This is a genomic window from Methylobacterium carpenticola (assembly GCF_042748905.1).
Classification (GTDB): Bacteria; Pseudomonadota; Alphaproteobacteria; order Rhizobiales; family Beijerinckiaceae; genus Methylobacterium; species Methylobacterium carpenticola.
Genome location: NZ_JBHZEO010000001.1, coordinates 5,584,884 through 5,605,000, shown reverse-complemented (window position 1 = coordinate 5,605,000; position 20,117 = coordinate 5,584,884). Strand labels below are relative to the sequence as shown.

Annotated in this window: 21 protein-coding genes and 1 pseudogene; 13 read left to right on the top strand and 9 right to left on the bottom strand. The window is 73.8% G+C overall.

Annotated elements, in window-relative coordinates:
* Positions 1-226: 226 nt before the first annotated feature.
* From ACE101_RS25910 to ACE101_RS25895, 4 genes are all read right to left on the bottom strand, one after another.
* Positions 227-2,443: a putative bifunctional diguanylate cyclase/phosphodiesterase gene (locus tag ACE101_RS25910; RefSeq protein ID WP_379135910.1), complete on the bottom strand. Its 2,217-nt coding sequence runs from the start codon at positions 2,441-2,443 to the stop codon at positions 227-229.
* Between the two features lie 297 nt (positions 2,444-2,740).
* On the bottom strand, positions 2,741-2,950 hold the full coding sequence (locus ACE101_RS25905) for a hypothetical protein (protein WP_379135907.1): 210 nt from the start codon (positions 2,948-2,950) through the stop codon (positions 2,741-2,743).
* Positions 2,951-3,199: 249 nt separating this feature from the next.
* Positions 3,200-3,472 carry a hypothetical protein gene (locus ACE101_RS25900; RefSeq protein ID WP_379135906.1) on the bottom strand — a complete coding sequence of 91 codons (273 nt, stop codon included), beginning with the start codon at positions 3,470-3,472 and terminating at the stop codon, positions 3,200-3,202.
* A gap of 164 nt (positions 3,473-3,636) precedes the next feature.
* Positions 3,637-4,011, bottom strand: coding sequence for a gamma-butyrobetaine hydroxylase family protein (locus ACE101_RS25895; protein ID WP_379135904.1), 375 nt, complete (start codon positions 4,009-4,011; stop codon positions 3,637-3,639).
* Between the two features lie 225 nt (positions 4,012-4,236).
* Here ACE101_RS25895 and moaA point away from each other — a divergent pair, with 225 nt between their 5' ends.
* The gene (gene moaA, locus ACE101_RS25890) at positions 4,237-5,277 is read left to right on the top strand and encodes a GTP 3',8-cyclase MoaA (RefSeq protein WP_379135901.1); all 1,041 of its coding nucleotides are present in this window, start codon (positions 4,237-4,239) and stop codon (positions 5,275-5,277) included.
* Positions 5,278-5,401: 124 nt separating this feature from the next.
* Here moaA and ACE101_RS25885 read toward each other — a convergent pair whose 3' ends face one another.
* The gene (locus ACE101_RS25885; RefSeq protein WP_379135898.1) at positions 5,402-7,105 is read right to left on the bottom strand and encodes a chemotaxis protein; all 1,704 of its coding nucleotides are present in this window, start codon (positions 7,103-7,105) and stop codon (positions 5,402-5,404) included.
* Between the two features lie 115 nt (positions 7,106-7,220).
* Between ACE101_RS25885 and ACE101_RS25880 the strand changes: the two genes are divergently transcribed.
* A complete protein-coding gene (locus ACE101_RS25880) occupies positions 7,221-8,000 on the top strand; it encodes an ABC transporter substrate-binding protein (RefSeq protein WP_379135896.1) in 780 nt (259 codons plus the stop codon).
* A 617-nt stretch (positions 8,001-8,617) separates the two neighbouring features.
* On the opposite strand, the gene miaA is transcribed toward ACE101_RS25880, so the two are convergent.
* Positions 8,618-9,559, bottom strand: coding sequence for a tRNA (adenosine(37)-N6)-dimethylallyltransferase MiaA (gene miaA, locus ACE101_RS25875; RefSeq protein ID WP_379135892.1), 942 nt, complete (start codon positions 9,557-9,559; stop codon positions 8,618-8,620).
* On the opposite strand from miaA, the gene serB reads away from it, so the two are divergent.
* The 6 genes from serB to mtnA all read left to right on the top strand — a co-directional run bounded on the left by serB (position 9,558) and on the right by mtnA (position 13,915).
* On the top strand, positions 9,558-10,454 hold the full coding sequence (serB, locus tag ACE101_RS25870; RefSeq protein WP_379135889.1) for a phosphoserine phosphatase SerB: 897 nt from the start codon (positions 9,558-9,560) through the stop codon (positions 10,452-10,454). The two genes, miaA and serB, sit on opposite strands and share 2 nt — an antisense overlap.
* Positions 10,455-11,093 carry a DNA-3-methyladenine glycosylase I gene (locus ACE101_RS25865; RefSeq protein WP_379135887.1) on the top strand — a complete coding sequence of 213 codons (639 nt, stop codon included), beginning with the start codon at positions 10,455-10,457 and terminating at the stop codon, positions 11,091-11,093.
* Positions 11,090-11,713: an HD domain-containing protein gene (locus ACE101_RS25860; protein ID WP_379135884.1), complete on the top strand. Its 624-nt coding sequence runs from the start codon at positions 11,090-11,092 to the stop codon at positions 11,711-11,713. The genes ACE101_RS25865 and ACE101_RS25860 overlap by 4 nt, the downstream gene beginning before the upstream one ends.
* A 4-nt stretch (positions 11,714-11,717) precedes the next feature.
* A complete protein-coding gene (locus tag ACE101_RS25855) occupies positions 11,718-12,230 on the top strand; it encodes a tyrosine phosphatase family protein (protein WP_379135881.1) in 513 nt (170 codons plus the stop codon).
* A 264-nt stretch (positions 12,231-12,494) separates the two neighbouring features.
* On the top strand, positions 12,495-12,716 hold the full coding sequence (locus ACE101_RS25850; RefSeq protein WP_379135878.1) for a hypothetical protein: 222 nt from the start codon (positions 12,495-12,497) through the stop codon (positions 12,714-12,716).
* Between the two features lie 101 nt (positions 12,717-12,817).
* Positions 12,818-13,915 carry an S-methyl-5-thioribose-1-phosphate isomerase gene (gene mtnA, locus ACE101_RS25845; protein ID WP_379135875.1) on the top strand — a complete coding sequence of 366 codons (1,098 nt, stop codon included), beginning with the start codon at positions 12,818-12,820 and terminating at the stop codon, positions 13,913-13,915.
* 112 nt (positions 13,916-14,027) lie between these two features.
* Here the strand turns inward: mtnA and ACE101_RS25840 are convergent, their stop codons facing one another.
* Positions 14,028-15,332, bottom strand: coding sequence for a DUF5666 domain-containing protein (locus ACE101_RS25840; protein WP_379135873.1), 1,305 nt, complete (start codon positions 15,330-15,332; stop codon positions 14,028-14,030).
* Positions 15,333-15,344: 12 nt separating this feature from the next.
* Positions 15,345-16,187, bottom strand: a complete 843-nt coding sequence (locus tag ACE101_RS25835; RefSeq protein WP_379135870.1) for a DUF6502 family protein — start codon at positions 16,185-16,187, stop codon at positions 15,345-15,347.
* A 134-nt stretch (positions 16,188-16,321) separates the two neighbouring features.
* Here ACE101_RS25835 and ACE101_RS25830 point away from each other — a divergent pair, with 134 nt between their 5' ends.
* The 4 genes and pseudogenes from ACE101_RS25830 to ACE101_RS25815 all read left to right on the top strand — a co-directional run.
* A complete protein-coding gene (locus ACE101_RS25830) occupies positions 16,322-16,468 on the top strand; it encodes a hypothetical protein (RefSeq protein ID WP_379135867.1) in 147 nt (48 codons plus the stop codon).
* Positions 16,469-16,488: 20 nt separating this feature from the next.
* Complete coding sequence (locus ACE101_RS25825; RefSeq protein WP_379135864.1) at positions 16,489-16,692, top strand: hypothetical protein; 204 nt, start codon at positions 16,489-16,491, stop codon at positions 16,690-16,692.
* Between the two features lie 124 nt (positions 16,693-16,816).
* Positions 16,817-17,557 carry an outer membrane protein gene (locus ACE101_RS25820; protein ID WP_379135861.1) on the top strand — a complete coding sequence of 247 codons (741 nt, stop codon included), beginning with the start codon at positions 16,817-16,819 and terminating at the stop codon, positions 17,555-17,557.
* Positions 17,558-17,694: 137 nt separating this feature from the next.
* Positions 17,695-17,844: pseudogene (locus ACE101_RS25815) on the top strand (LysE family translocator); the annotation flags it as partial.
* A 124-nt stretch (positions 17,845-17,968) separates the two neighbouring features.
* On the opposite strand, the gene ACE101_RS25810 reads toward ACE101_RS25815, so the two are convergent.
* Positions 17,969-18,340 carry a hypothetical protein gene (locus ACE101_RS25810; RefSeq protein WP_379135858.1) on the bottom strand — a complete coding sequence of 124 codons (372 nt, stop codon included), beginning with the start codon at positions 18,338-18,340 and terminating at the stop codon, positions 17,969-17,971.
* Positions 18,341-18,646: 306 nt separating this feature from the next.
* Between ACE101_RS25810 and pyk the strand changes: the two genes are divergently transcribed.
* On the top strand, positions 18,647-20,080 hold the full coding sequence (gene pyk, locus ACE101_RS25805) for a pyruvate kinase (protein ID WP_379135856.1): 1,434 nt from the start codon (positions 18,647-18,649) through the stop codon (positions 20,078-20,080).
* The last annotated feature ends 37 nt before the right edge of the window (positions 20,081-20,117 follow it).

Here is a 20,117-nt window from a genome sequence, read left to right as displayed (position 1 = left end):
GATCAACTTGTCAAAGAGCTCGCTTCACAGACAGCCAAGCCGACCCGGGTAACCCACCCGAACCTGACCCCTGGCCTGTCGGAAAGAAGCAGAAGCGCCCGGGCCGCTCTTGCGTCGCGGCCGGCGCCGATGGGTGGTCGTATACGGCCCACCTCCCCGCCCGTCAACTCCCTTTTTGAACCTTCTGCGACGCCCCCTCCCCCACCCGGTGATCCGTGCCGTGCGCTCACGCGCGCACGGCACGGATCAGCCCGCAGGCCTCGCGCGCCTCCACCCCGGCGGCCAGCCGGGCCGCAAAGGCGTCGGGGGGCATGGCGCGGCCGAAGAGGAAGCCCTGGCCGTGCTCGCAGCCCATCCGCAGCAGGGCCGCTACATGGTCGATCGTCTCGATTCCCTCGGCGACGACGTCGAGGTCGAGGCGCTTGCCGATCGACAGCACGGCCCCGACGATGGCCTCGTCGTGCGGCTCGGACAGGAGGTCGTGCACGAAGCTGCGGTCGATCTTCAGCTTGGTGAGCGGGAACCGCTTGAGGGTGCTCAGCGCCGCGTAGCCGGTGCCGAAATCATCGAAGGCGATACCGACGCCGCGATCCCGGAGGGTGCGGATCGGATCGAGATCCGTCCCGTCGTTCTGGAGGGCGATGGTCTCGGTGACCTCCAGTTCGAGGACGGAGGGCGGCAGGCCGTAACGCGCCAGCGCCTCCTCGATCACCTGGCTCAGGGTGCCGGCCCGGAACTGGGCCGCGTAGAGGTTGAGGGCGACGCGGATCGGGGGCAGGCCGGCGGCGCGCCAGGCGGCGATCTGCCGGCAGACCTCGTCGACGGTCCACCAGCCGAGATGCAGGGCGAGCGTGCTCGACTCGACCGCGTGCAGGAAGTCCCCCGGATAGAGCAGGCCACGCTCCGGGTGCTGCCAGCGCACCAGCGCCTCCGCGCCGACGATCTCCCCCGTGCGCAGGGCCACCTGCGGCTGGTAGTGCAGCACGAGCTCGCCCTGCTCCAGGGCGCGCCGCAGCTCGTTCTGCAGGGCCCGGCGCGAATCGATCTCCGCCCGCATGGCCGGGTCGTAGATGCGCATGCCGCGCCCCTCCCCGTGCCGGGCCCGGCTCAGGGCGAGATCGGCATTCGCCAGGACCCCCTCGGCATCGCGCCCGTGCAGCGGCCCCACCGCGATGCCGAGGCTCAGCCCGAGATGCACGGCGTGGCCGCCGATCGTGAAGGCCGTCGCGAAGGCGTCCTGCAGCCGGGCGGCGAGGGCGAGGATCCTCGCCGGATCCTGATCCGGCACCATCACGGCCACGCGGTCGACGTCCCAGCGCGCCACGGTGGCGGAACTGTCCAGGGCCGCGAGGAGCCGGATGCTCGCCGCCTGGGCGAGGGCATCGCCGAAGGCCGGACCGCGATCCTCCGCCACGTCCCGCAGCCCCTCGAGATGGAGGAGCAGCGCGGCGGCGGCCCCTTCGATGAGGCGGGCCGCCAGGATTTCGGTGAAGGTCCGGCGATTCGGCAGGCCGGTGACCGCGTCGTGATCGGCGAGAGTGAGGAGGTGCCCGCTCCGCTCCGGGCGATCGGAGACGGCGCGGATCACCGCCCCCATCCCGACGCCGTCGGCACCGCTCCAGGCCGAGAGCGTCAGCTCGACCGGGATCTCGGTGCCGTCCCGGCACAGGCCGACGACCCGGATCGTCTTGCCGACGAGGTGCGAGCGTCCTTGGCCGGGGATGCAGGCCATTCCCTCCCGGCCGGCCCGGAGCCGCTCCGGCACGATGATCGCGACCGGCCGTCCGAGCATCTCGCCGGGACCGTATCGGAAGAGCCGTTCGCCGGCCCCGTTCACGAAGGTGATGCGGCCCGCCTGATCCACCGAGAGCAGCGCGAGTTCGGTCGCGGCGGCGAACCGCGTCACATCCGCGTCCCGCAGCCGCTCGCGGCGCAGGTCGAACTGCGCCATCACGATGCGCGCCAGATCCGCGAGCCGCCCGCGCTCCATCGCCCCGAGACCGGCGCGCGGCGCGGGATCGAAGACGCAGATCGCCCCGATGCGCTGCCCGTTCGGCGCGATCAGCGGCGCCCCCGCGTAGAAGCGCACCCCTTGCTCGCCCCGCACCAGCGGGGTGTCGCGGAAGCGCGGATCGGCGGCCGCGTCGGGCACCACCAGCACCGCGTCGCTGCGGATGGTGTGATCGCAGAACGAGGCCGACCGGGGCATCTCCCCCATGTCGAGCCTGAAGTCGAGCCCGAAGCGGGCCTTCACCCACTGGGTGTCCTCGCCGATCAGCGTCACGGCGGCCCAGGACGTCCCGCAGAGCGCCGCCGCCACCGCCGCGATGCAGTCGATCTGCGGCTCCGGCGGCGTGGCCGCCACCCGATACGTGGCGAGTTCACGCAGCCGGTCTTCCTCGTCCTGTCCGGCGAGGCCTGCGCACACGATGGGATCGATCATGCCTCACGTATCCACTGAGCCGCGACCGGAGCGGCCTTTGGATCAGTGTTCCGTGCCAGGCGTTAACATATGATTTTGTTTGTGAACGACCAATCTAAGCTGATCAAGAGAGGCGGCGTGCCACCGCCCGATGACCGTCGTCATCCGGAGGGCCGTACGGGCCGCGCCTGCGGCACCCGATGTCCATCATGTCGTTCGGATGAGGGAGGATGGGCCGGCATTCCGCGTCCGGGCGATCCTCGATGGCGACCGGTTCGTCCGGCCACCTGGGCCCGCGCCTCCGCCCGCGGCGGCCCGTCAGTGGACGGAGCGGGCCGCGGCTGCGTCCTGCTGCACGTGCTGGGTCTGCTGGCGGGCCTGCTGGATGATCGAGGCCTCGTAGAGTTCGGCCTGGGCGCGGGTCAGGCCGCTCACCAGCACGCTGGTGCCGCGATACACCGTGTAGGTTCCATCCTGGGTGGGCTTCACCCGAATGGCATCGTGAGTGGTGACAGCGTCTGAAGCCATGCGAGGCCTCCCCCTGTGCGCTGGATTTCGCGAACGTTCCGCGATGAACGGGACGTTAACGAAATGCGGCCGCTGCGCAAGGGCCGAACGATAGTCTTGCCCGGTTCTCGACACCGATGCGGCGGAACCTGCCGAAAAGTCCAAGACGACCTGAAAGCCGGCATCGGGAGAGCTTGCCCGGCAAAATGACGGCCGACCCGGCGCGGATCATGCCGGAAACCAACGACTTAGCGCGTCGCGCGCCCGCCCTCAGGACGGCGCCCGCTCCGTCGGCGCGAGGGCCGAGGGCGACAGGTCGTGGGGCGCGCCGGGCAGGGTCCACCAGCCCACCGCCGATTGGACGGCGAGGGTCATCACCACGAGCAGCACCGTCGTCAGCGCGTGCCGGCGGAAGGTCGGAGCCGGCTTGGAGGGGGCGCTGCCCGCGGTGATCTCCAGGGGATCCGGCTCGAGCGGAAGCAGCGAGGTGTAGATCCCCGCGGGCTGGCCGGACGGCCGATGGAAGGGTCCAATGCTGAACATCGGCAACTCCTGTCGAAGACCCCTGGGACGCGGGTCATCGGATCGCCAGAAGATTAACAGATGCTGAACAAAGAGCCACCCCTCCCCCTGGATCCCGGCTAAATAGCGGTCAGACAGCGCTTTTTTTACTCGCGGTGCGGCGGCCGCGGCCGGTGCGGAGCCGGTCAGGCCTTGCGAATCCGGTCCCGGCCGAGGCCGCGCTTGGCGATCTCGTCGAGGTAACGGGCGAAGCGCTCCTCCTGTTCGAGGCCGAGGTCGCGCAGGTAGGTCCAGGAAAAGATGCCGGTGTCGTGCATGTCGTCGAAGGCGAGCTTGACGGCGTAGTTGCCGACCGGCGTGACCGACAGGATCTGAACCTCGCGCTTGCCGCCGATCCACTGGCGCTCCGAGGGCGCATGGCCCTGCACCTCGGCCGAGGGGCTCTCGACCCGCAGGTATTCCGCCGGGAGCGCGAAGCTCGCGCCGCTCGCGAAGCTCACGTGCAGCACCCGCTTGTCCCGCGACAGGCGGATCTCGGTCGGCCAGTCGGCATCGGTCATGGCGGCTCTCCTCGGAAGCTGTCTCGGGTCGGGCTCTCGGAACGGCGCGACTCCCCGTCGACGGCCCGCACCGGAGCGAGGGCCCGCGCCGGCTTGCCATGCCGGCTTACCATGACGGCTTGCCAATGCCGGCTTGCCCGCCGCGGCCCGAAACCTCATATGCAGGCTTCGACGCGGCCGCCAGACGCCGCGCGGCCCGTCGCTGCCTGAGGAACCATACCCGCCATGTGGGGTCCCCCCGACGAGACGACGCGTCCCGCCCCCTCGCGGCCGGCGCCCCTGATCGACCCGTTCCAGCGGGCGATCACCTATCTGCGCGTCTCGGTCACGGATCGCTGCGACCTGCGCTGCGTCTACTGCATGGCGGAGGACATGACCTTCCTCCCCAAGCGCGACCTCCTCACCCTGGAGGAGCTGGACCGGGTCTGCTCGGTCTTCGTCGCGCGGGGCGTGCGCAAGCTGCGCATCACCGGCGGCGAGCCGCTGGTGCGGCGGGACATCATGCGGCTGTTCCGGGGGCTCTCGCGCCACCTCGCCTCCGGCGATCTCGACGAGCTCACGCTCACCACGAACGGCACCCGGCTCAAGCAGCACGCGGCCGAACTTGCGGATCTGGGCGTGCGCCGCGTCAACGTCTCACTCGACACCCTCGATCCGGACAAGTTCCGGGCGATCACCCGCCGGGGCGACCTGCCGCTGGTGCTCGACGGCATCGCGGCGGCGCAAGCGGCCGGGATCCGGGTCAAGATCAACGCCGTGGCACTCAAGGGCGTGAACGAGGACGAGATCGTCCCGATGCTCGCCTGGGCCCACGGCAAGGGCATGGACATGACCCTCATCGAGGTCATGCCGCTCGGCGAGATCGAGCCCGACCGGGTCGACCAGTTCCTGCCCCTGTCGGTGGTGCGCGAGCGGCTCGCGGAGCGCTTCGCCCTGACGCCGCTGCCGGACCGCACCGGCGGCCCGGCCCGCTACGTGCGGGTGGAGGAGACCGGCGGGCGGCTCGGCTTCATCACGCCGCTCACCCACAATTTCTGCGAGAGCTGCAACCGCGTGCGCCTGACCTGCACGGGGCAGCTCTTCATGTGCCTCGGCCAGGAGGATGCGGCGGACCTGCGCGCGCCGCTCCGGGCCTCCCCGGACGACGCGCTGGTGGCCGAGGCGATCGCCGAGGCGATCACCCGCAAGCCCAAGGGGCACGACTTCGTCATCGAGCGGGCCGCGCGGCCCGCCGTGCCCCGGCACATGAGCACCACCGGGGGCTGAAGCAGAAACGCATCGGGCCATTCTGCGTCAGGTCGTTCGTTTCCCTCAGTGTCGCCGCCGAACCGGGGACCACTTCGGCGCCGGCCGCCTCGGCCGGCGGAATGATGCTGAGGCTCCCGGCGCGTCAGATCCGGTAGGCCATGCGCAAGCCGCCCCAGTGCCGCCCCTGCACGCGGATGGGGGCGGAGATCTCCCGCAGCGGCGCGGACCCGCCCTCCTCCGGGCGCATCTGCACCAGGAAGGCGCGCATCGAGCGGGCGGCGGCGAGCCCCACCGCATCGTCGTGGAAGCACGGGTGGCGGGATGCCTGCGCGCCGCGGCCCCGATGCACCGGTGCGTAGCCGTTGCGGTCGACCGCGAAACAGGCGGCGAGGCGCTCGTCGGCGAGGAGCGGCGGCTCCAGCAGGGGCGGCAGCACCTCCGCCAGTACCGGGCCGGCGGCGGTGAGGACGCGGGGCGGCTCGCGGCCCGGCACCGGCGCATACGCCGCACCGAACAGGGCGTCCCAGGTGAGGCGGCCCGCGGCGAGCAGCCCCTCCAGGGCCCGCGCCACCTGCGCGGCGAGGTCCTGGGCGCGGGCGACGAGGGGGCGGTGGGCCGCCTCGACCTGCGCCAATGCCAGGGCGCAGCGCGCGGCGTCCTCGGCCCGCGCGAAGGCGCAGTGCCAGCCCCGCGGACTGATCCCCACCACGGTGACGCCGAGCCGGCCGATGCCGCGCACGTCGAGGGCGAGCACGGCACCGGGTCCGGCCGCCTGCCCCGCGGGCGGCGCCAGCAGCAGCCCGCCCGCGCCGAGATCGAGGACGCGGCCGAGGCCGCTCGGCCCCACCCGCGCCGGCAGGTCGACCGGGTAGCGGTCGTGGCGGCGCCGGTCGCCGATTTCCGCCTGCCGCAGGGCCGCGACGATGCGCGGGCCGACCCGGGCGAGGTCGCCGGCCGCGGTCTCGGCCGCGACGGCCCGCTCGGCGGCCCCGTCCGCGGCGGCGAGAGCCGTCCGGGCCCCGGCGTCGAGCCGGACGGCATCCGCCGCGAGGGCGCGGGCCGTCCCGGCGATCGTCCCGGCCCGCTCGGCCTGGCTGCGGCTCGCCGCCTCCAGCGTCGCGAGCACCGGCCGCAAGCCCGCCACCGAGGCCGCCGCCGTCTCGGCCGCCCCCGTGGCGTCCCGGGCGCCGGCCTCGAAACGGTGGCCGAGCCGGCGGATCGCCTCGCCGGCCCGGACGCCCTCGGCCGAGAGGCGGGCCGCGTCCCGCGCCATGCGGGCGCAGCCCGCCCCGGCCTCGCCGAGGCGCGCCGCCTCGATCGTGGCGTGCAGCGCGAGCAGGTTCGCCTCCCGCGCCAGGCTGGCGACCCGGTCGATGGCGCGGGTTATCTCGTCGGCCACGCCGGCGAGCGCATCGGCTGCCTTGCGGGCCAGCGCGTGGCTCTCGCCCGCATGGTCGAGGTGGCGGCCCGCCTGCTCCAGCACGGCGCCGATCCCGGCCGCGTCGTCGGCCAGGGCACCCGCCGCCGCGGCGATGGCGTGCCCCCCGGCGGCGATCCCGCCCGGCGCCGGCGCCGCGAGGGTGGCGACGAGCGCGGCGACGCCGGACCGCGCGGCCGCAGCCTCGGCGCCCAGAACCGCCGCCGTCCCGGCGATGCCGCGGACGGCGCGGCCGATCTCCGCCTCGACCGCGTCCACGGCGTCGAGGCCGGACCGCCGCACCGCGGCGGCATCATCGCCTCCGGGCCGCCACGGCGTGGCGGCGCGGGGCCACGGCCCCTCGGGCGGCAGCACTTCGACGGCCTCGAAGACATCCGGCGGGATGCGGGGGCGGCGGGACAGACGCATGGCCCCATCAGGCGGGTTTCCGCTTAAAGGCCGCTTAACCCTGCCGGCAGGGCCGCCCGGTTGCGCGGGAGCGGGCAAGCGTGGCAAGGGACCGGCTCCCGCTGGACCCGCCCGGATGAGCCGACTCCTCTCGCGCCTCCTCGTCCTCGTCGGCCTCGCCGCCGGCCCGGCGCCGGCCGCGTTGGCCGGGCCGCTGCCGGATCCGGTGCAGATCGCCACCGAGGGCGGCAAGCCCCCCTTCAACTACGTCGAGGACGGCAAGCCCGCCGGATTCGAGGTCGATCTCGCCGAGGCCCTGTGCCGGGCGGCAGGGCTCACCTGCCGGATCGTCCTGCACCAGTGGGACGGGATCCTCCGGGATCTCGAAGGGGGCCAGTACGACGCGGTCATGGCCTCGCTCGCGATCACGCCCAAGCGCCGCGCCCGCATCGCCTTCTCGCGCCCCTATTACCGCGTCCCCTCCGCCTACATGGCGCGCCGGGACGCCGCCGTGCCCTCCCTCGATCCCGCCGCCCTGAAGGGCCGGGCCATCGGCGCCGCCGCGCATTCGCCCCAGCTCGCCTACCTGGAGGCGCGTGTGCCGGGCGCGGAGATCCGCAGCTTCGATTCGGCCAAGGATGCCGGCTACGATCTGCGGCTCGGCCGGCTCGACCTCGTGCTCGGCGACAAGCGCGAATTGTCCGAGATCCTGGCGCTCCCGGACGGCGCGGCCTGCTGCCGGCTCGTCGGCGACGTGCCGCCGGGCGATCCGATCCTCGGCGAGGGGATCGGGATCGGCTTGCGCAAGGGCGACGACGCCCTGCGCGAGACCTTCGACAAGGCGATCGCCGCCGTGATCGCGGACGGCACCTACGACCGCATCCGGGCGAAGTACCTGCCCTTCGACACGAAGTAGCGGGCCCTTTGCCTCCGGCAGCACCCGGGTCGCCACAGCTGCCGCGATGTCCCCTGCGCGATCGGATCGCGTTCGATTCCAACGCCCCCGCGGCATCGTGCTGCACCGCAGCAACGCCCCGCGACCCTGCCCGTTGACGGCCGGAGGCATTCATCCGCGGCGAGGCCGCGGACGTCCCGCTCTCGATCCGGTTCCAACGACGTCGGAGGCGCAATGCGGTTCACGAAGCTTGTTACCTATGCGGCGATCGCCGGATTCGTCGGCATCCTCCTGATGACGGGCATGGGAACCATCGACGCGCTGATGACCCGGGAGTGATACGGTTTCCGGACGATCACTTTCGGAAACCGTATCACGAGCCCGCGCGGCGCCTGAGCGAGGCCGGTTTCCGCATCGCGAAGCGATCATCCGGAAACCGTATGAGGCCTGTCCGACGGCTCCCGGCCGTCACCTTCGCAAACCAGTCACCGTCGCAAACCATCTGTCCTGTTCTCGACCTCATCCCGAGGTGCCGGATGGGATAGGCTGCAAACCGGGCAGACGGGCTCCGAGTCGCGGAATCTCCCTGCCGATCCGCCTGGCCGCTCCGCCTGGCCATGCGCAGCGGCGGGACGGGCTCACCGTCCTGCCGCCAGAAGCCGTCCCGCCTCCTCCGGCGCGAGCCAGCGCCAATCCGCCCCGACCTGATGGCGGAACCACGTCACCTGCCGCTTGGCGTAACGCCGCGTATCGGCCTGGCCGCGGGCGATCGCCTCGTCCCGCGTGAGCGTCCCGTCGAGATGGGCGATCAGCCCCGGCACGCCGTGGGCGCGCATCACCGGGAGCAGCGGGTCGAGGCGGCGGGCGTGGAGACGGCGCACCTCGTCGAGGGCGCCCGCCTCCATCATGGCGACGAAGCGCGCATCGATGCGGGCGCGGAGCACCGCCCGGTCCACCGCCAGGAAGATCTTCTCGCATTCGACCCCCGCGAGGAGGCCCGGCCGGCGGCTGCCCTGATGGGCGGCGAGCGGCCGGCCGGTCGCGGCCAGCACCTCCAGGGCCCGCAGCACCCGCAGCCGGTCGCCGGGAGAGAGGCGCGCCGCCCCCGCGGGATCGCGGCGGGCGAGGTCCGCGTGGAGATCGGCGGTCGTGCGCCCCTCGGCCGCCGCGCGCACCGCCGCGCGCACCGCCTCCGACACGGCCGGGATCGCCGAGAGCCCCTCCAGCAGCGCCTTGAAGTAGAGCCCGGTGCCGCCGACGAGGATCGGCAGCCGCCCGCAGGCCCAGCATTCCCGCAGCACCGCCTCCGCATCGGCGAGGTAGTGCCCCACCGAGTAGTTCACCGCGCCGTCCACGCAGCCGTAGAGGCGGTGCGGCGCGGCGTCCTCCTCGTCAAGGCTCGGCCGGGCGGTGAGGACGCGCAGGTCGCGGTAGACCTGCATCGAATCGGCGTTGATCACCACGCCGCCGCGGGCCCGCGCGAGGCCGAGGGCGAGCGCCGACTTGCCCGAGGCGGTCGGCCCTGCGATGAGGATCGCCCGCCCGGCCATGCCTCCGTCCGCCTTTCCGAGTTCCGTCATGACCCTTGTGGCGATCCTGATAGCAAACCCCGCGCGCCCCGCCATCACCGATGCGGTGCTCGCCGAAACCCGGCGCGTGCTCGCCACCGACCATCAGCCGCGCATCCTGCACGGCGAGGTCGCCGCCGAGGTGCTGGTGCCGGGCACGCCCGAATCCGGCCCCGCCCTCGCCGAGCGGCTGCGCCGCGCGCTCGACGGCGAGCCGATCGACGTCGCCGTCCTGCCCGCGGACGCGCATCGCCGCAAGCGCCTGTTCCTCGCCGACATGGATTCCACCATGATCGGCCAGGAATGCATCGACGAACTCGCCGACCGGGTCGGGCTCAAGGAGCACGTCGCCGCGATCACCGAGCGGGCCATGCGCGGCGAGATCGCCTTCGAGCCGGCCCTGCGCGAGCGCGTGGCGCTGCTCAAGGGCCTGCCGGCCGGCGCCATCGCGGAGGTGATCGCGGAGCGCATCACCCTCACCCCCGGCGGCCGCACCCTGGTGCGGACCCTGCGGGCGCACGGGGCCTACACGGCCCTGGTCTCGGGCGGCTTCACCCTGTTCACCGGCCCGGTGGCCGAGCGGATCGGCTTCCAGGAGCACCGGGCGAACCGCCTCGTGGTGGAGGCGGGGCAGCTCACCGGCACGGTCGAGGAGCCGATCGTCGGGCGCGACGCCAAACGCGCGGCGCTGATCGAGCTGCGCGACCGGCTCGGCCTACCGGCGGCGGAGACGCTGGCGGTGGGCGACGGTGCCAACGACCTCGCCATGCTGGGCGAGGCCGGCCTCGGCGTCGCCTTCCGGGCCAAGCCCGCCGTGGCCGCCGCCGCCCATGCCCGGGTGGAGCACGGGGACCTCACCGCCCTCCTGTATCTCCAGGGATTCTCCGCCGCCGAGTTCGTGGACTGAATGAGCGAGGGACTGATCCGGCATCCGGACGGGCACGACCGCTGCTGGTGGCCGGGCACCGACCCGCTCTACGTCGCCTATCACGACACCGAGTGGGGCGTGCCCGAGCACGACGACCGGGCGCTGTTCGAGAAGCTGATCCTCGACGGGTTCCAGGCCGGCCTGTCCTGGATCACCATCCTGCGACGGCGCGACGACTTCCGGCGGGCCTTCGCGGGCTTCGAGCCCGCGGCCATCGCGCGCTTCGGCGAGGCGGAGGTCGAGGCGCTGATGCGGGACACCGGCATCATCCGCAACCGCGCCAAGATCGTCGGTACGATCCGCAGCGCCAGGGCCTACCTCGCCATCCAGGAGCGCGGCCCCGGCTTCTCGGCCTTCCTGTGGGACTTCGTGGACGGACGCCCGATCCAGGGCACGGCGCGCGACCACGCCGGCATCGCCACCGAGACGGCGGTCTCGCGGCACATGTCGAAGGCGCTCAAGGCGGAGGGCTTCGGCTTCTGCGGGCCGACCATCGTGCACGCCTTCATGCAGGCGGTCGGCATGGTCAACGACCACCTCGTCGGCTGCTGCCGCCACGGCCCCTGCGCGGCCCTGCCCGGCCCCGCCGGGCACGGCGCCGCGGGAGATCCCGCATGAGGGCCGCCCCGCGGGCGTGGCAGCGGATGCTGTCGGGCCGGCGCCTCGATCTCCTCGATCCCTCGCCGGTCGACGTCGAGATCGAGGACATCGCCCACGGCCTCGCCCGGGTGGCGCGCTGGAACGGCCAGACCGCCGGGCCGCACGTCTTCTCGGTGGCGCAGCACGCACTCCTGGTCGAGGCCCTGGGCGGCGGGCTCCTGCCCGAGGCGGGGCCGGCGGAGCGCCTCGACCTCCTGCTGCACGACGCGCCCGAATACGTGATCGGCGACATCATCTCGCCGTTCAAGGCGGCGATCGGCCATTCCTACAAGGCGGTGGAGCAGCGGCTGCTCGCGGCGATCCGCCTGCGCTTCGGCCTGTCCCCCGAGCCCGCCCCGGCCATGCAGCGCCTGATCAAGCGCGCCGACCGGCTCGCCGCCTTCCTCGAAGCCACCCGGCTCGCGGGGTTCTCGCGGGCGGAGGCGCTCAAGGTCTTCGGCCGGCCGGAGCCCGTGCGGGTGCCGGTGGACGCGCTGCTCGATCCCTGGCCGACCGCGGAGGCGCAGGCGCGCTTCCTCGGCCGCTTCCGGGCGCTCGCCGCCGCGGGCTCCCGCGCCCCGGCCCCGACCGGGATCTGACCCCGTGCCGCGGCTCACCGTCTGCCCCCTCTCGCGCCTGCCCGAGACCGTGGCGTCCTGCGGCGCACGCCATCTCGTCACCCTCGTCACCGCCGGCATGCCGGTGACGCGGCCGGCCGCGATCGCCCCGGACGACCACCTCCTCCTCGGGATCAGCGACATCACGGCGCCGCTGGCCGGCCACGTCCTGCCGGAGCGCGCCCATGCGGAGCGGCTGATCGCCTTCGTGCGCGCCTGGAACCGGGCGCGGCCCCTGGTGCTGCACTGCTACGCGGGCGTCAGCCGCTCGCCGGCGGCGGCCTACATCGCGGCCTGCGCCCTGCTGCCGGAGCGCGACGAGGCGGAACTCGCCCGGACGCTGCGCGCCGCCTCCCCCTCGGCCACGCCGAATGCGCGCCTCGTCGCGATGGCGGACGCGGTCCTGGGCCGGGACGGCCGCATGGTCGCCGCCATCGCGGCGATCGGGCGCGGCGCCGACGCCTACGAGGGCGAGACCTTCAGCCTCGCCCTCGACTGACCGCCCGCCGGGTCGCGCCCGCGATCGACCCGCGCCCGGCCCCTGCCGTGATTCCAGGCAGAACGCCCCTCCTCCGCCTCCATAGCTGCCTCGGCGCACGCCACATCTCTCCGTCATCCCCCAGATGGATGATGGCGGCCTGCACGATAGTTCACAAGGTCATCGCCAAAAATGCTCTATGTTGCAGTGCAACATGATCCTTGTGTCTTGCGAAAAATCGTGCTTAAATTTGATCACATCTAGAGAATACTTAAGGAGCTGACCATGCGCCTTGCGCTCTCCGCGTGCGCCCTCGCCCTCGTCGTGTCCGCCGCGGCTCCCGCCTCCGCGCAGGACGGTGCCGTCACGGTGTTCCCGCCGCTCTTCCGGGAGATGGCGCGCGAGACCCGCGCCGTGCGCCCGGCCTCCGAGCTGACGGTCACCCCGCAGCCCGTGGCCGCCCGCCCGCGCGAGACGGTCGAGCAGCGGGTCGCGGAAGTGCGCTGATCCGGGTGCGCCGGCCGCCGCTCCGGCACCGGCCCGTTTTCGCACAGCGATCCCGTCGCGGTCTGGCGCCTCCGGGCGCGGGCCGTGCTAAAGGGATCGCCATGAAGATCGACGGCCGCCCCTATCGCACCATCTTCCCCGAGCCCGGCGGCGACGCCGTCTGCGTCATCGACCAGACCCGGCTGCCCTTCGCCTTCGAGATCCGGCGGCTCGCCAGCGCCGAGGCGGCCGCCGAGGCCATCCGCACCATGGTGGTGCGCGGCGCCCCCCTCATCGGCGTCACCGCGGCCTACGGGCTGGCGCTGGGCCTGCGGCAGGATCCGTCCGATGCCGGGCTGGAGCGCCTCGCCGCGATGCTCGCCGCGACCCGGCCCACCGCGGTCAACCTGCGCTGGGCCCTCGACCGGCTGAGCGAGACCCTGCGGCCGCTCCCGCCGGATGCCCGCGCGGAGCACGCCTTCGCGCAGGCCGGCCGGATCGCCGAGGAGGACGTGGCGAATTGCCGGGCCATCGGCGAGCACGGCTCCCGCCTCATCGCGGAGGCGGCCACCGCCACGGGCCGGCGGGTGAACGTGCTCACGCATTGCAACGCCGGCTGGCTCGCCACCGTCGATTGGGGCACGGCGCTGGCGCCGATCTACGTGGCGCACGATTCGGGCGTGCCCGTCCACGTCTTCGTGGACGAGACGCGCCCCCGCAACCAGGGCGCGGCGCTCACCGCCTTCGAACTCCACGCCCACGGCGTGCCGCACACGGTCATCGCCGACAATGCCGGCGGGCACCTGATGCAGCACGGGCAGGTGGATCTCTGCATCGTCGGCTCCGACCGCACCACCGCGACGGGCGACGTCTGCAACAAGATCGGCACCTACCTGAAGGCGCTGGCGGCCCGCGACAACGCCGTGCCCTTCTACGCCGCGCTGCCCTTCTCGACGATCGACTGGACCCTCACGGACGGCGTCGCCGGCATCCCCATCGAGGAGCGCGACGGCCGCGAGGTGACCCACCTCACCGGCCGCACGCAGGACGGGGGCTTCGCCACGATCCAGGTGGTCTCGCCCGGCAGCCCGGTGGCGAATCCCGCCTTCGACGTGACGCCCGCGCGGCTCGTGACGGGGCTGATCACGGAACGCGGCATCGCCGAGGCCACGCCCGAGGGCCTGCTGCAACTCTATCCGGAGCGCCGGAAGGCCGCCTGATCGCGGGTCTTCATCCGGGCGCGGCGGGCGGCACGCCCGCGCCGCCCGCCGCGCCCCTCAGGCTGAGGGGCCGCTCAAGCCGGCCCTCGAAGCACCCTCACGGCGGGCTCCGTCAGCGGCGCCCGCCGAACCCTCCTCCCCCCGGCCCGGGGCCGCCCGGACCACCGAATCCTCCCGGGCCGCCGGGCCCACCGCCCGGTCCCGCGCCCCCCGGCCCGAAACCGCCCGGCGGAGCGAACCCCCCGGGCGCGCCCGGGCCGCCGAAGCCGCCGCGCGGCCCGAAACCGCCCGCATCGCCCGGAAGCCGCCGGTCGAGCGGCAGGGCGCCGCGGCCGCCATCGCCGCCCGGACCACCCGGCAGCGGCCCGGTGCCGCCCGGCCCCCGTCCACCCGGCGCATCGAAGCCGCGCCGCCCGATCCCATCGGGCGCGCCCGGTCCGCTCCGGCCGCCCTCCGGCTGCCGCGCGAGGGGGCGCAGGGATTCGACGCTGAGGCGCCCGTCCCGGCCGACCGCGGCGTCGATCACCGCGAGGCCGCCGGCGCGCGGCAGCGCGGGGACGCTGCCGGCCACCGCGAGCCCCGAGCCGAGCCGCAGGCGCCCGCCCTCCCGGGCGACGAAGGCCTCGATCGAGACGCGCGCGACCGCGGCGCCGAAGGGCCGGTCGGCCGCGCGGCTGTCCACCACGGCGAGGCGGCGCCCGGCGAGGGTGCCCTCGACCACGGCCCGGCGCCCGATCAGGGCGGCGTCGAGATCCATGAGCGGCAGGGCGCCGATCCGCGGCACGCCGCCCGGTCCCCGCCGCACCGGCCCGGCCACCTGGGCGGGGACATCCCCCGCCGGATCGATCCGGCTCGCCACGATGACGCCGTCCGGCCGGCGCAGGCCGCTCACCGCCACGCGCTCGCCGAGGCGCCAGCGGCGCGGCTCCGCGGCGGCCCGGGTGGCGACGCTCTGGCCGAGCACCGTCAGGCGGTCGCGGCCGACGGCCGTCACCGGGCCGACCACCTCGTGCATCACGTCGATGCGCGTGGTCGACAGGCCCGATTCGCCCGGCTGCGCCACGGTGCGCACCACCTGGCCGAGCCTGAGATCCGCCACCGTGGCGGGCCGGCCGTCGATGGCGACGGCGGCGTCCGGCGGATAGGCGATGCGCAGGCCGTTGACCACGATGCTGCCGAAGGCCCGGATCGTGCCGACCACGCCGGTGCCGCCGATGCCGCGGTCGCCCTCCTCGTCCGGCCCGGGCCGGATGCCCGTGCCGCCGATGCCCTGGTCGAGGATCTTGTCCCCGGCCGCTCCCGCGGGCCGCACGGCGACGCCCGGCGCGAGCACGCTCGCCGCGAGGGCACTCGCCGCGAGCGTGCTCGCGCCGGAGAGCAGGCGCAGCAGGGCGCGGCGGCTCAGCGGGTCACGCAAGGCGGGGATCCTTCACGGGGCCGGCGTCGCGCGGGGCGGATCCGGCGCCTCCTCGGTATAGACGTAGAGACCGAAGTTCCAGCGCGCCTCGCCGCCCGGATCGGTCTCGCAGGCGGCATGCGCCTCGCGGTTGGCTTGGTGCAGCGCCTCCATGGCGATCTCGCGCGCCCGCGCCTCCAGGCGGCGGGCCAGCTCGGGCGAGAGGCCGTCGTAATGCACCGCGCGCTCCAGGAAGCGCGGCTTCTCCTCGAGGATGTTCGTCACCGCCGCCGCCACATGGTCGTGCAGGTTGCGGCCGAAATAGTAGAGCTGCTGCTCGCCGCCGCCCCGCGGCACGAAGGCCGCCTCCGCCAGCACGATCCGCTCCGCCTCGTCCACGAAGGCGATGCCGCGGTCGAGCCATTCGTCGAGCACGGCGCGCGGGCGCAGGTCGCGGGTCACGGAGGCGACGAGGCTCTCGAAGGAGGGCTCGGTCTCGGAGGCGCGCGGCAGCGGCCGGGGCCGCCCCGCCGCGTCGGTGAATTCGGGAGCCGCGAGCCAGCGGGCGATGATGCGGCTCGTGCGCGAGACCGCCACCGGCACGGCGCTCACCGGCGCCCCCGCCCCGCGCAGGCGGCGCACCTCCTTGCGATGGATGCCCGTGAGCAGGCTCACCCGGCTGTCGGTCTGCTCCTTGCCCGGCAGGGCGAAATCGTACTCGGCGACGTTGACGTAGAGCTCGCGCAGGAGGTCGGTCAGCGCCGGGAAGGTGATGCCGCAGCGCACGAACAGCCGCACCAGCGGGCGCAGCAGGCGCGCGACGGGCGCCTGCAGGCGGCTCGCATCCGGCGGGACGGGGGGAGAGGCTGCGGACATCGCCATCGCTTCTAGCCGAGCCCGCGTGGGACACAATCCCACAAATGCGGCGGCCGCGGCGAATCCCGATTGACGTGGGAAATTTGCCCACATAGAAGATCGCCGTGGTCAGATTTCCCACGAAAGAGGCCGTCATGGCTCGCTCCCATCCCCGATCCCCTTCGCCGCTGCCGTCGCTCGCCATGGTCGGGCGCGGCTTGGTGGTCGCCCTCGCCCTGGCGATGCCGGTGGCCGCGGCCTCGGTGGCGGATCTCGTCCGCCCCGCCCCGTCCGCCCGCTAGACGCTGCGGCGAGGCCCGTGATGCTCGGCTCCTGTCGCAATCTCCCGGCTCACCGCGGGGCGCCGTTCCCGACGCCGCAGCGATCCGCGGGCTGGCAGCCCGGCCACGCGGCGGATCCCGGCGACGGCGGCCAGACGGTGGTGCTGATCGGGCTGTGCCTGCTCGTCGGCGGCGCCATCGTCCTGGTGCTGCTCCAGACGCTGCTGATCCTCCGGGCGTTCTGACCGCGACGCCTCCCTCATCCGGCGCGACCCGCCGGCTCCCCGGCCCCAAGGGCCGGCCCTGCCTCCGGGCAGCCCGCGGCTCCCCCAGGGTGGCCGCGTCCCCTCCACAACCACGGTTCCCAACATGATGCGATCGATTCTCGGCTTCGCAGCCCTCGGCTGCGCCTGCCTCGGCCCGGCGGCCCTCGCGGCCGACCTGCCCCGCCAGGCGGCTCCGCCCCCGCTGCCGGTCCCGCCGGCCTTCACCTGGACCGGCTTCTATGCCGGCGTGAACGCGGGCTACGGCTTCGGCGCGGGGAGCGACGGCTTCACCGATCCGACCTACGGCACCGTCACCACGGGCGGTGGGCGCAGCGGCTTCGTCGGCGGCGGCCAGATCGGCGCCACCTACCAGTTCATGCCCGGCTCGGGCTTCGTGGTCGGCGCCGAGGCCGACATCCAGGGCACCACCTTCGGGCCCAGCCGCACCGGGCTCGTCGGCAGCACGGCCTTCTACGATATCGGCCCGAGCCTCGATTGGTTCGGCACGGTGCGGGGTCGGATCGGCTACGCGGTGGACCGGATCCTGGTCTACGGCACCGGCGGCTTCGCCTATGGCGGCGGCAGCCTGCCCTCCTTCGCCGGGACCTATCCGGGCACCCTGCCCGGCACCAGCCGCACCGGCTGGACGCTCGGTGGCGGCATCGAATACGCCATCACCGACCGCATCAGCGCCCGGATCGAGGGTCTCTACGTGAATCTCGACCGCGGCCGCCGCGACACGATCTACGACGCCACCACGGGCGCCTATTACGGCACGGCCCGGGACAGTTCCGGATTCGGCCTCGTCCGGGCCGGGCTGAACTACCGCTTCTCGACGTTCTGAGTTCCCCCAGCCTCGGAACGCCGGGACGGGCCGGAGGTGGCTGCACCTCCGGCCCGACATCCCTCCGGAGCCGGCCGGTCTCCGGCACCATCCTTGCCTCGGCGTCAGCGGCTCCATCCCGGGAGACGCCGATGCCCCTGGATCTCTCGACCCTCGCGGCCTTCACCCTGGCCTTCACGGTCTTCGCGGCGAGCCCGGGGCCGGACAACGCGACCATCGTGGCCCGCACCCTGTCCCAGGGCCCGGCCGCGGGCCTCGCCTATGGCGGCGGCATGGTGGTCGGCATCGCCGCCGCAGCCCGCTGACGGCGCGGCGCCAAGCATCGTCTCGCCGGTGCGGAAGGGCCCCGGTTCGGCAGCAAAAATGATGCGGAGCCAAGGACCCAAGCAGAATTCACCGATGCGGTTCCGCTCAGGCCGCGAGCCCGTGCGGCTCGCGCCGCGGCCCCTCCGTCCGTCCCGCCGCGGGGCCCCGCAGGGCGATCTCGGCCTCCCGGCGGGAACTCATCCGCACCATCTGCGACCAGCGCATGGCGATCTCGTGCCGGGCCAGAAGGCGCCCGCGCGCATCGTACTTGCGCCAGCCGCAGCGCACCCGCCCCGCCTCATCGGTCTCGTCGAAGGTTTCGTAGCGCGCGATTGCCGTTCCGGACGCATCGTGCTCCGTATGGAACCAGAGGACGCCATCCGCCGGTCCGCCGCGGCTGCGAGATCCGATGATCATCAGCCGGTGTGCGGCCGGAATGCAGAAGATGGTCTCGAAGACGGGGGGCTGGAACAACATGAAGGCTGGCCTCCCTCCCGCGGCACCTGTGGCGGCGCCGTCGCACATCAGCGCATTGCTGTCAGGGATGATGGTGCGCCGCAGCAGAGGAGGCGTCAAGCGGGCGGGCGGCCGGCAGCGTCGGATACCGGCCCCGGGGATGACGGCTGGGCCGCCCGCTCTACCCTTCCGGCCAGGAGAAACCGCCCGCGGGGCCTGCCGCCCGCCCCCTTGCCGCGCGGCGGCCTTGGACCAATAGGGGGACCCGGCCCGGCGGCCGGGCCGCCGCACCGATCCGCCCTCGCACGCCACGAAGGAGCCTCCCGCATGCGACGCCACCGCCACGCCAAGATCGTCGCCACCGTCGGACCGGTGAGCGCCGCCCCGGAGCGCCTGCGCGCGCTCTTCCTCGCCGGGGTCGACACCTTCCGGCTCAACTTCTCGCACGGCCACCACGACGACCACGCCAAGGTCTACCGGGCGATCCGCGACCTGGAGCGGGAGACCGGGCGGCCGATCGGCATCCTGCAGGACCTGCAGGGGCCGAAGATCCGCATCGGCACGGTGGCGGGCGGGCGCCTGACGCTCAAGGCGGGCGACAGCGTGCGCTTCGTGCGCGGGGGCGAGGCCGGCGACGCGCAGGCGATCCCGCTGCCGCATCCGGAGATCTTCGCCTCGGTCACCCCCGGCCAGGACCTCCTCATCGATGACGGGCGGGTGCGGGTGCGGGTCACCGGGGTGACCGACGACGGCCTGGAGGCCGAGGTCGTGACCGGGGGCGTCATCTCGGACCGCAAGGGCGTCAACCTGCCGGGCACCGTGCTCGCCCTCTCGCCGCTCACCGAGAAGGACCGGGCCGACCTCGCCTTCGGCCTCGAGCTGGGCGTCGACTGGATCGCCCTCTCCTTCGTGCAGACGCCCTCGGACGTGATCGAGGCACGCGGGCTGATCGGCGGGCGGGCCGGGCTGATGACCAAGATCGAGAAACCCTCGGCGCTGGAGCACATCGAGGACATCGTGCGCCTGTCGGACGCCGTGATGGTGGCGCGGGGCGATCTCGGGGTCGAGCTGCCGCCCGAGGACGTGCCGGGCCGGCAGAAGGAGCTGGTGCGCGCCTGCCGCCGGGCGGTGAAGCCGGTGATCGTGGCGACGCAGATGCTCGACTCGATGGTCTCGGCCCCGAGCCCGACCCGGGCGGAAGCCTCCGACGTGGCCACCGCGGTCTATGACGGCGCCGACGCGGTGATGCTCTCGGCCGAATCGGCGGTCGGCCAGTATCCGGTGGAGGCGGTGGGGATGATGGACCGCATCATCCGCCGCACCGAGCAGCACCGGCTCTACCGCTCCCTGGTGGCGGCGAGCGAGCCCGAGGTGGAGGACAGCCCGCCCCACGCGGTGGCCGCCGCCGGCGCCGGCCTCGCCGACGCCATCGCCGCCAAGGCGATCGTCGCCTTCACGTCGAGCGGCACCACGGCGGCGCGCATCGCGCGCAAGCGGCCGAGCGTGCCGATCCTGGCGGTGACGCCCGATGCGGGCGTGTCGCGGCGCCTCAGCCTGTTCTGGGGGGCGCACAGCGTTCTGTCGGAGGATGTCGCCTCCTACGAGGCGATGGTCGCGAAGGCCGCCGAGGTGGCGACGCAGGAGGGCTTCGCCCAGAGCCCGGACCTCGTCGTCGTGGTGGCCGGCATCCCGTTCGGCTCGACCGGCTCGACGAACAACCTGCGGGTGGTGGAACTCGGCCGCGCGGGGGGCGGGGCCTGAGGCCCGGCCGCCGCGTCCCGGGCGGAGCGATGCCCCG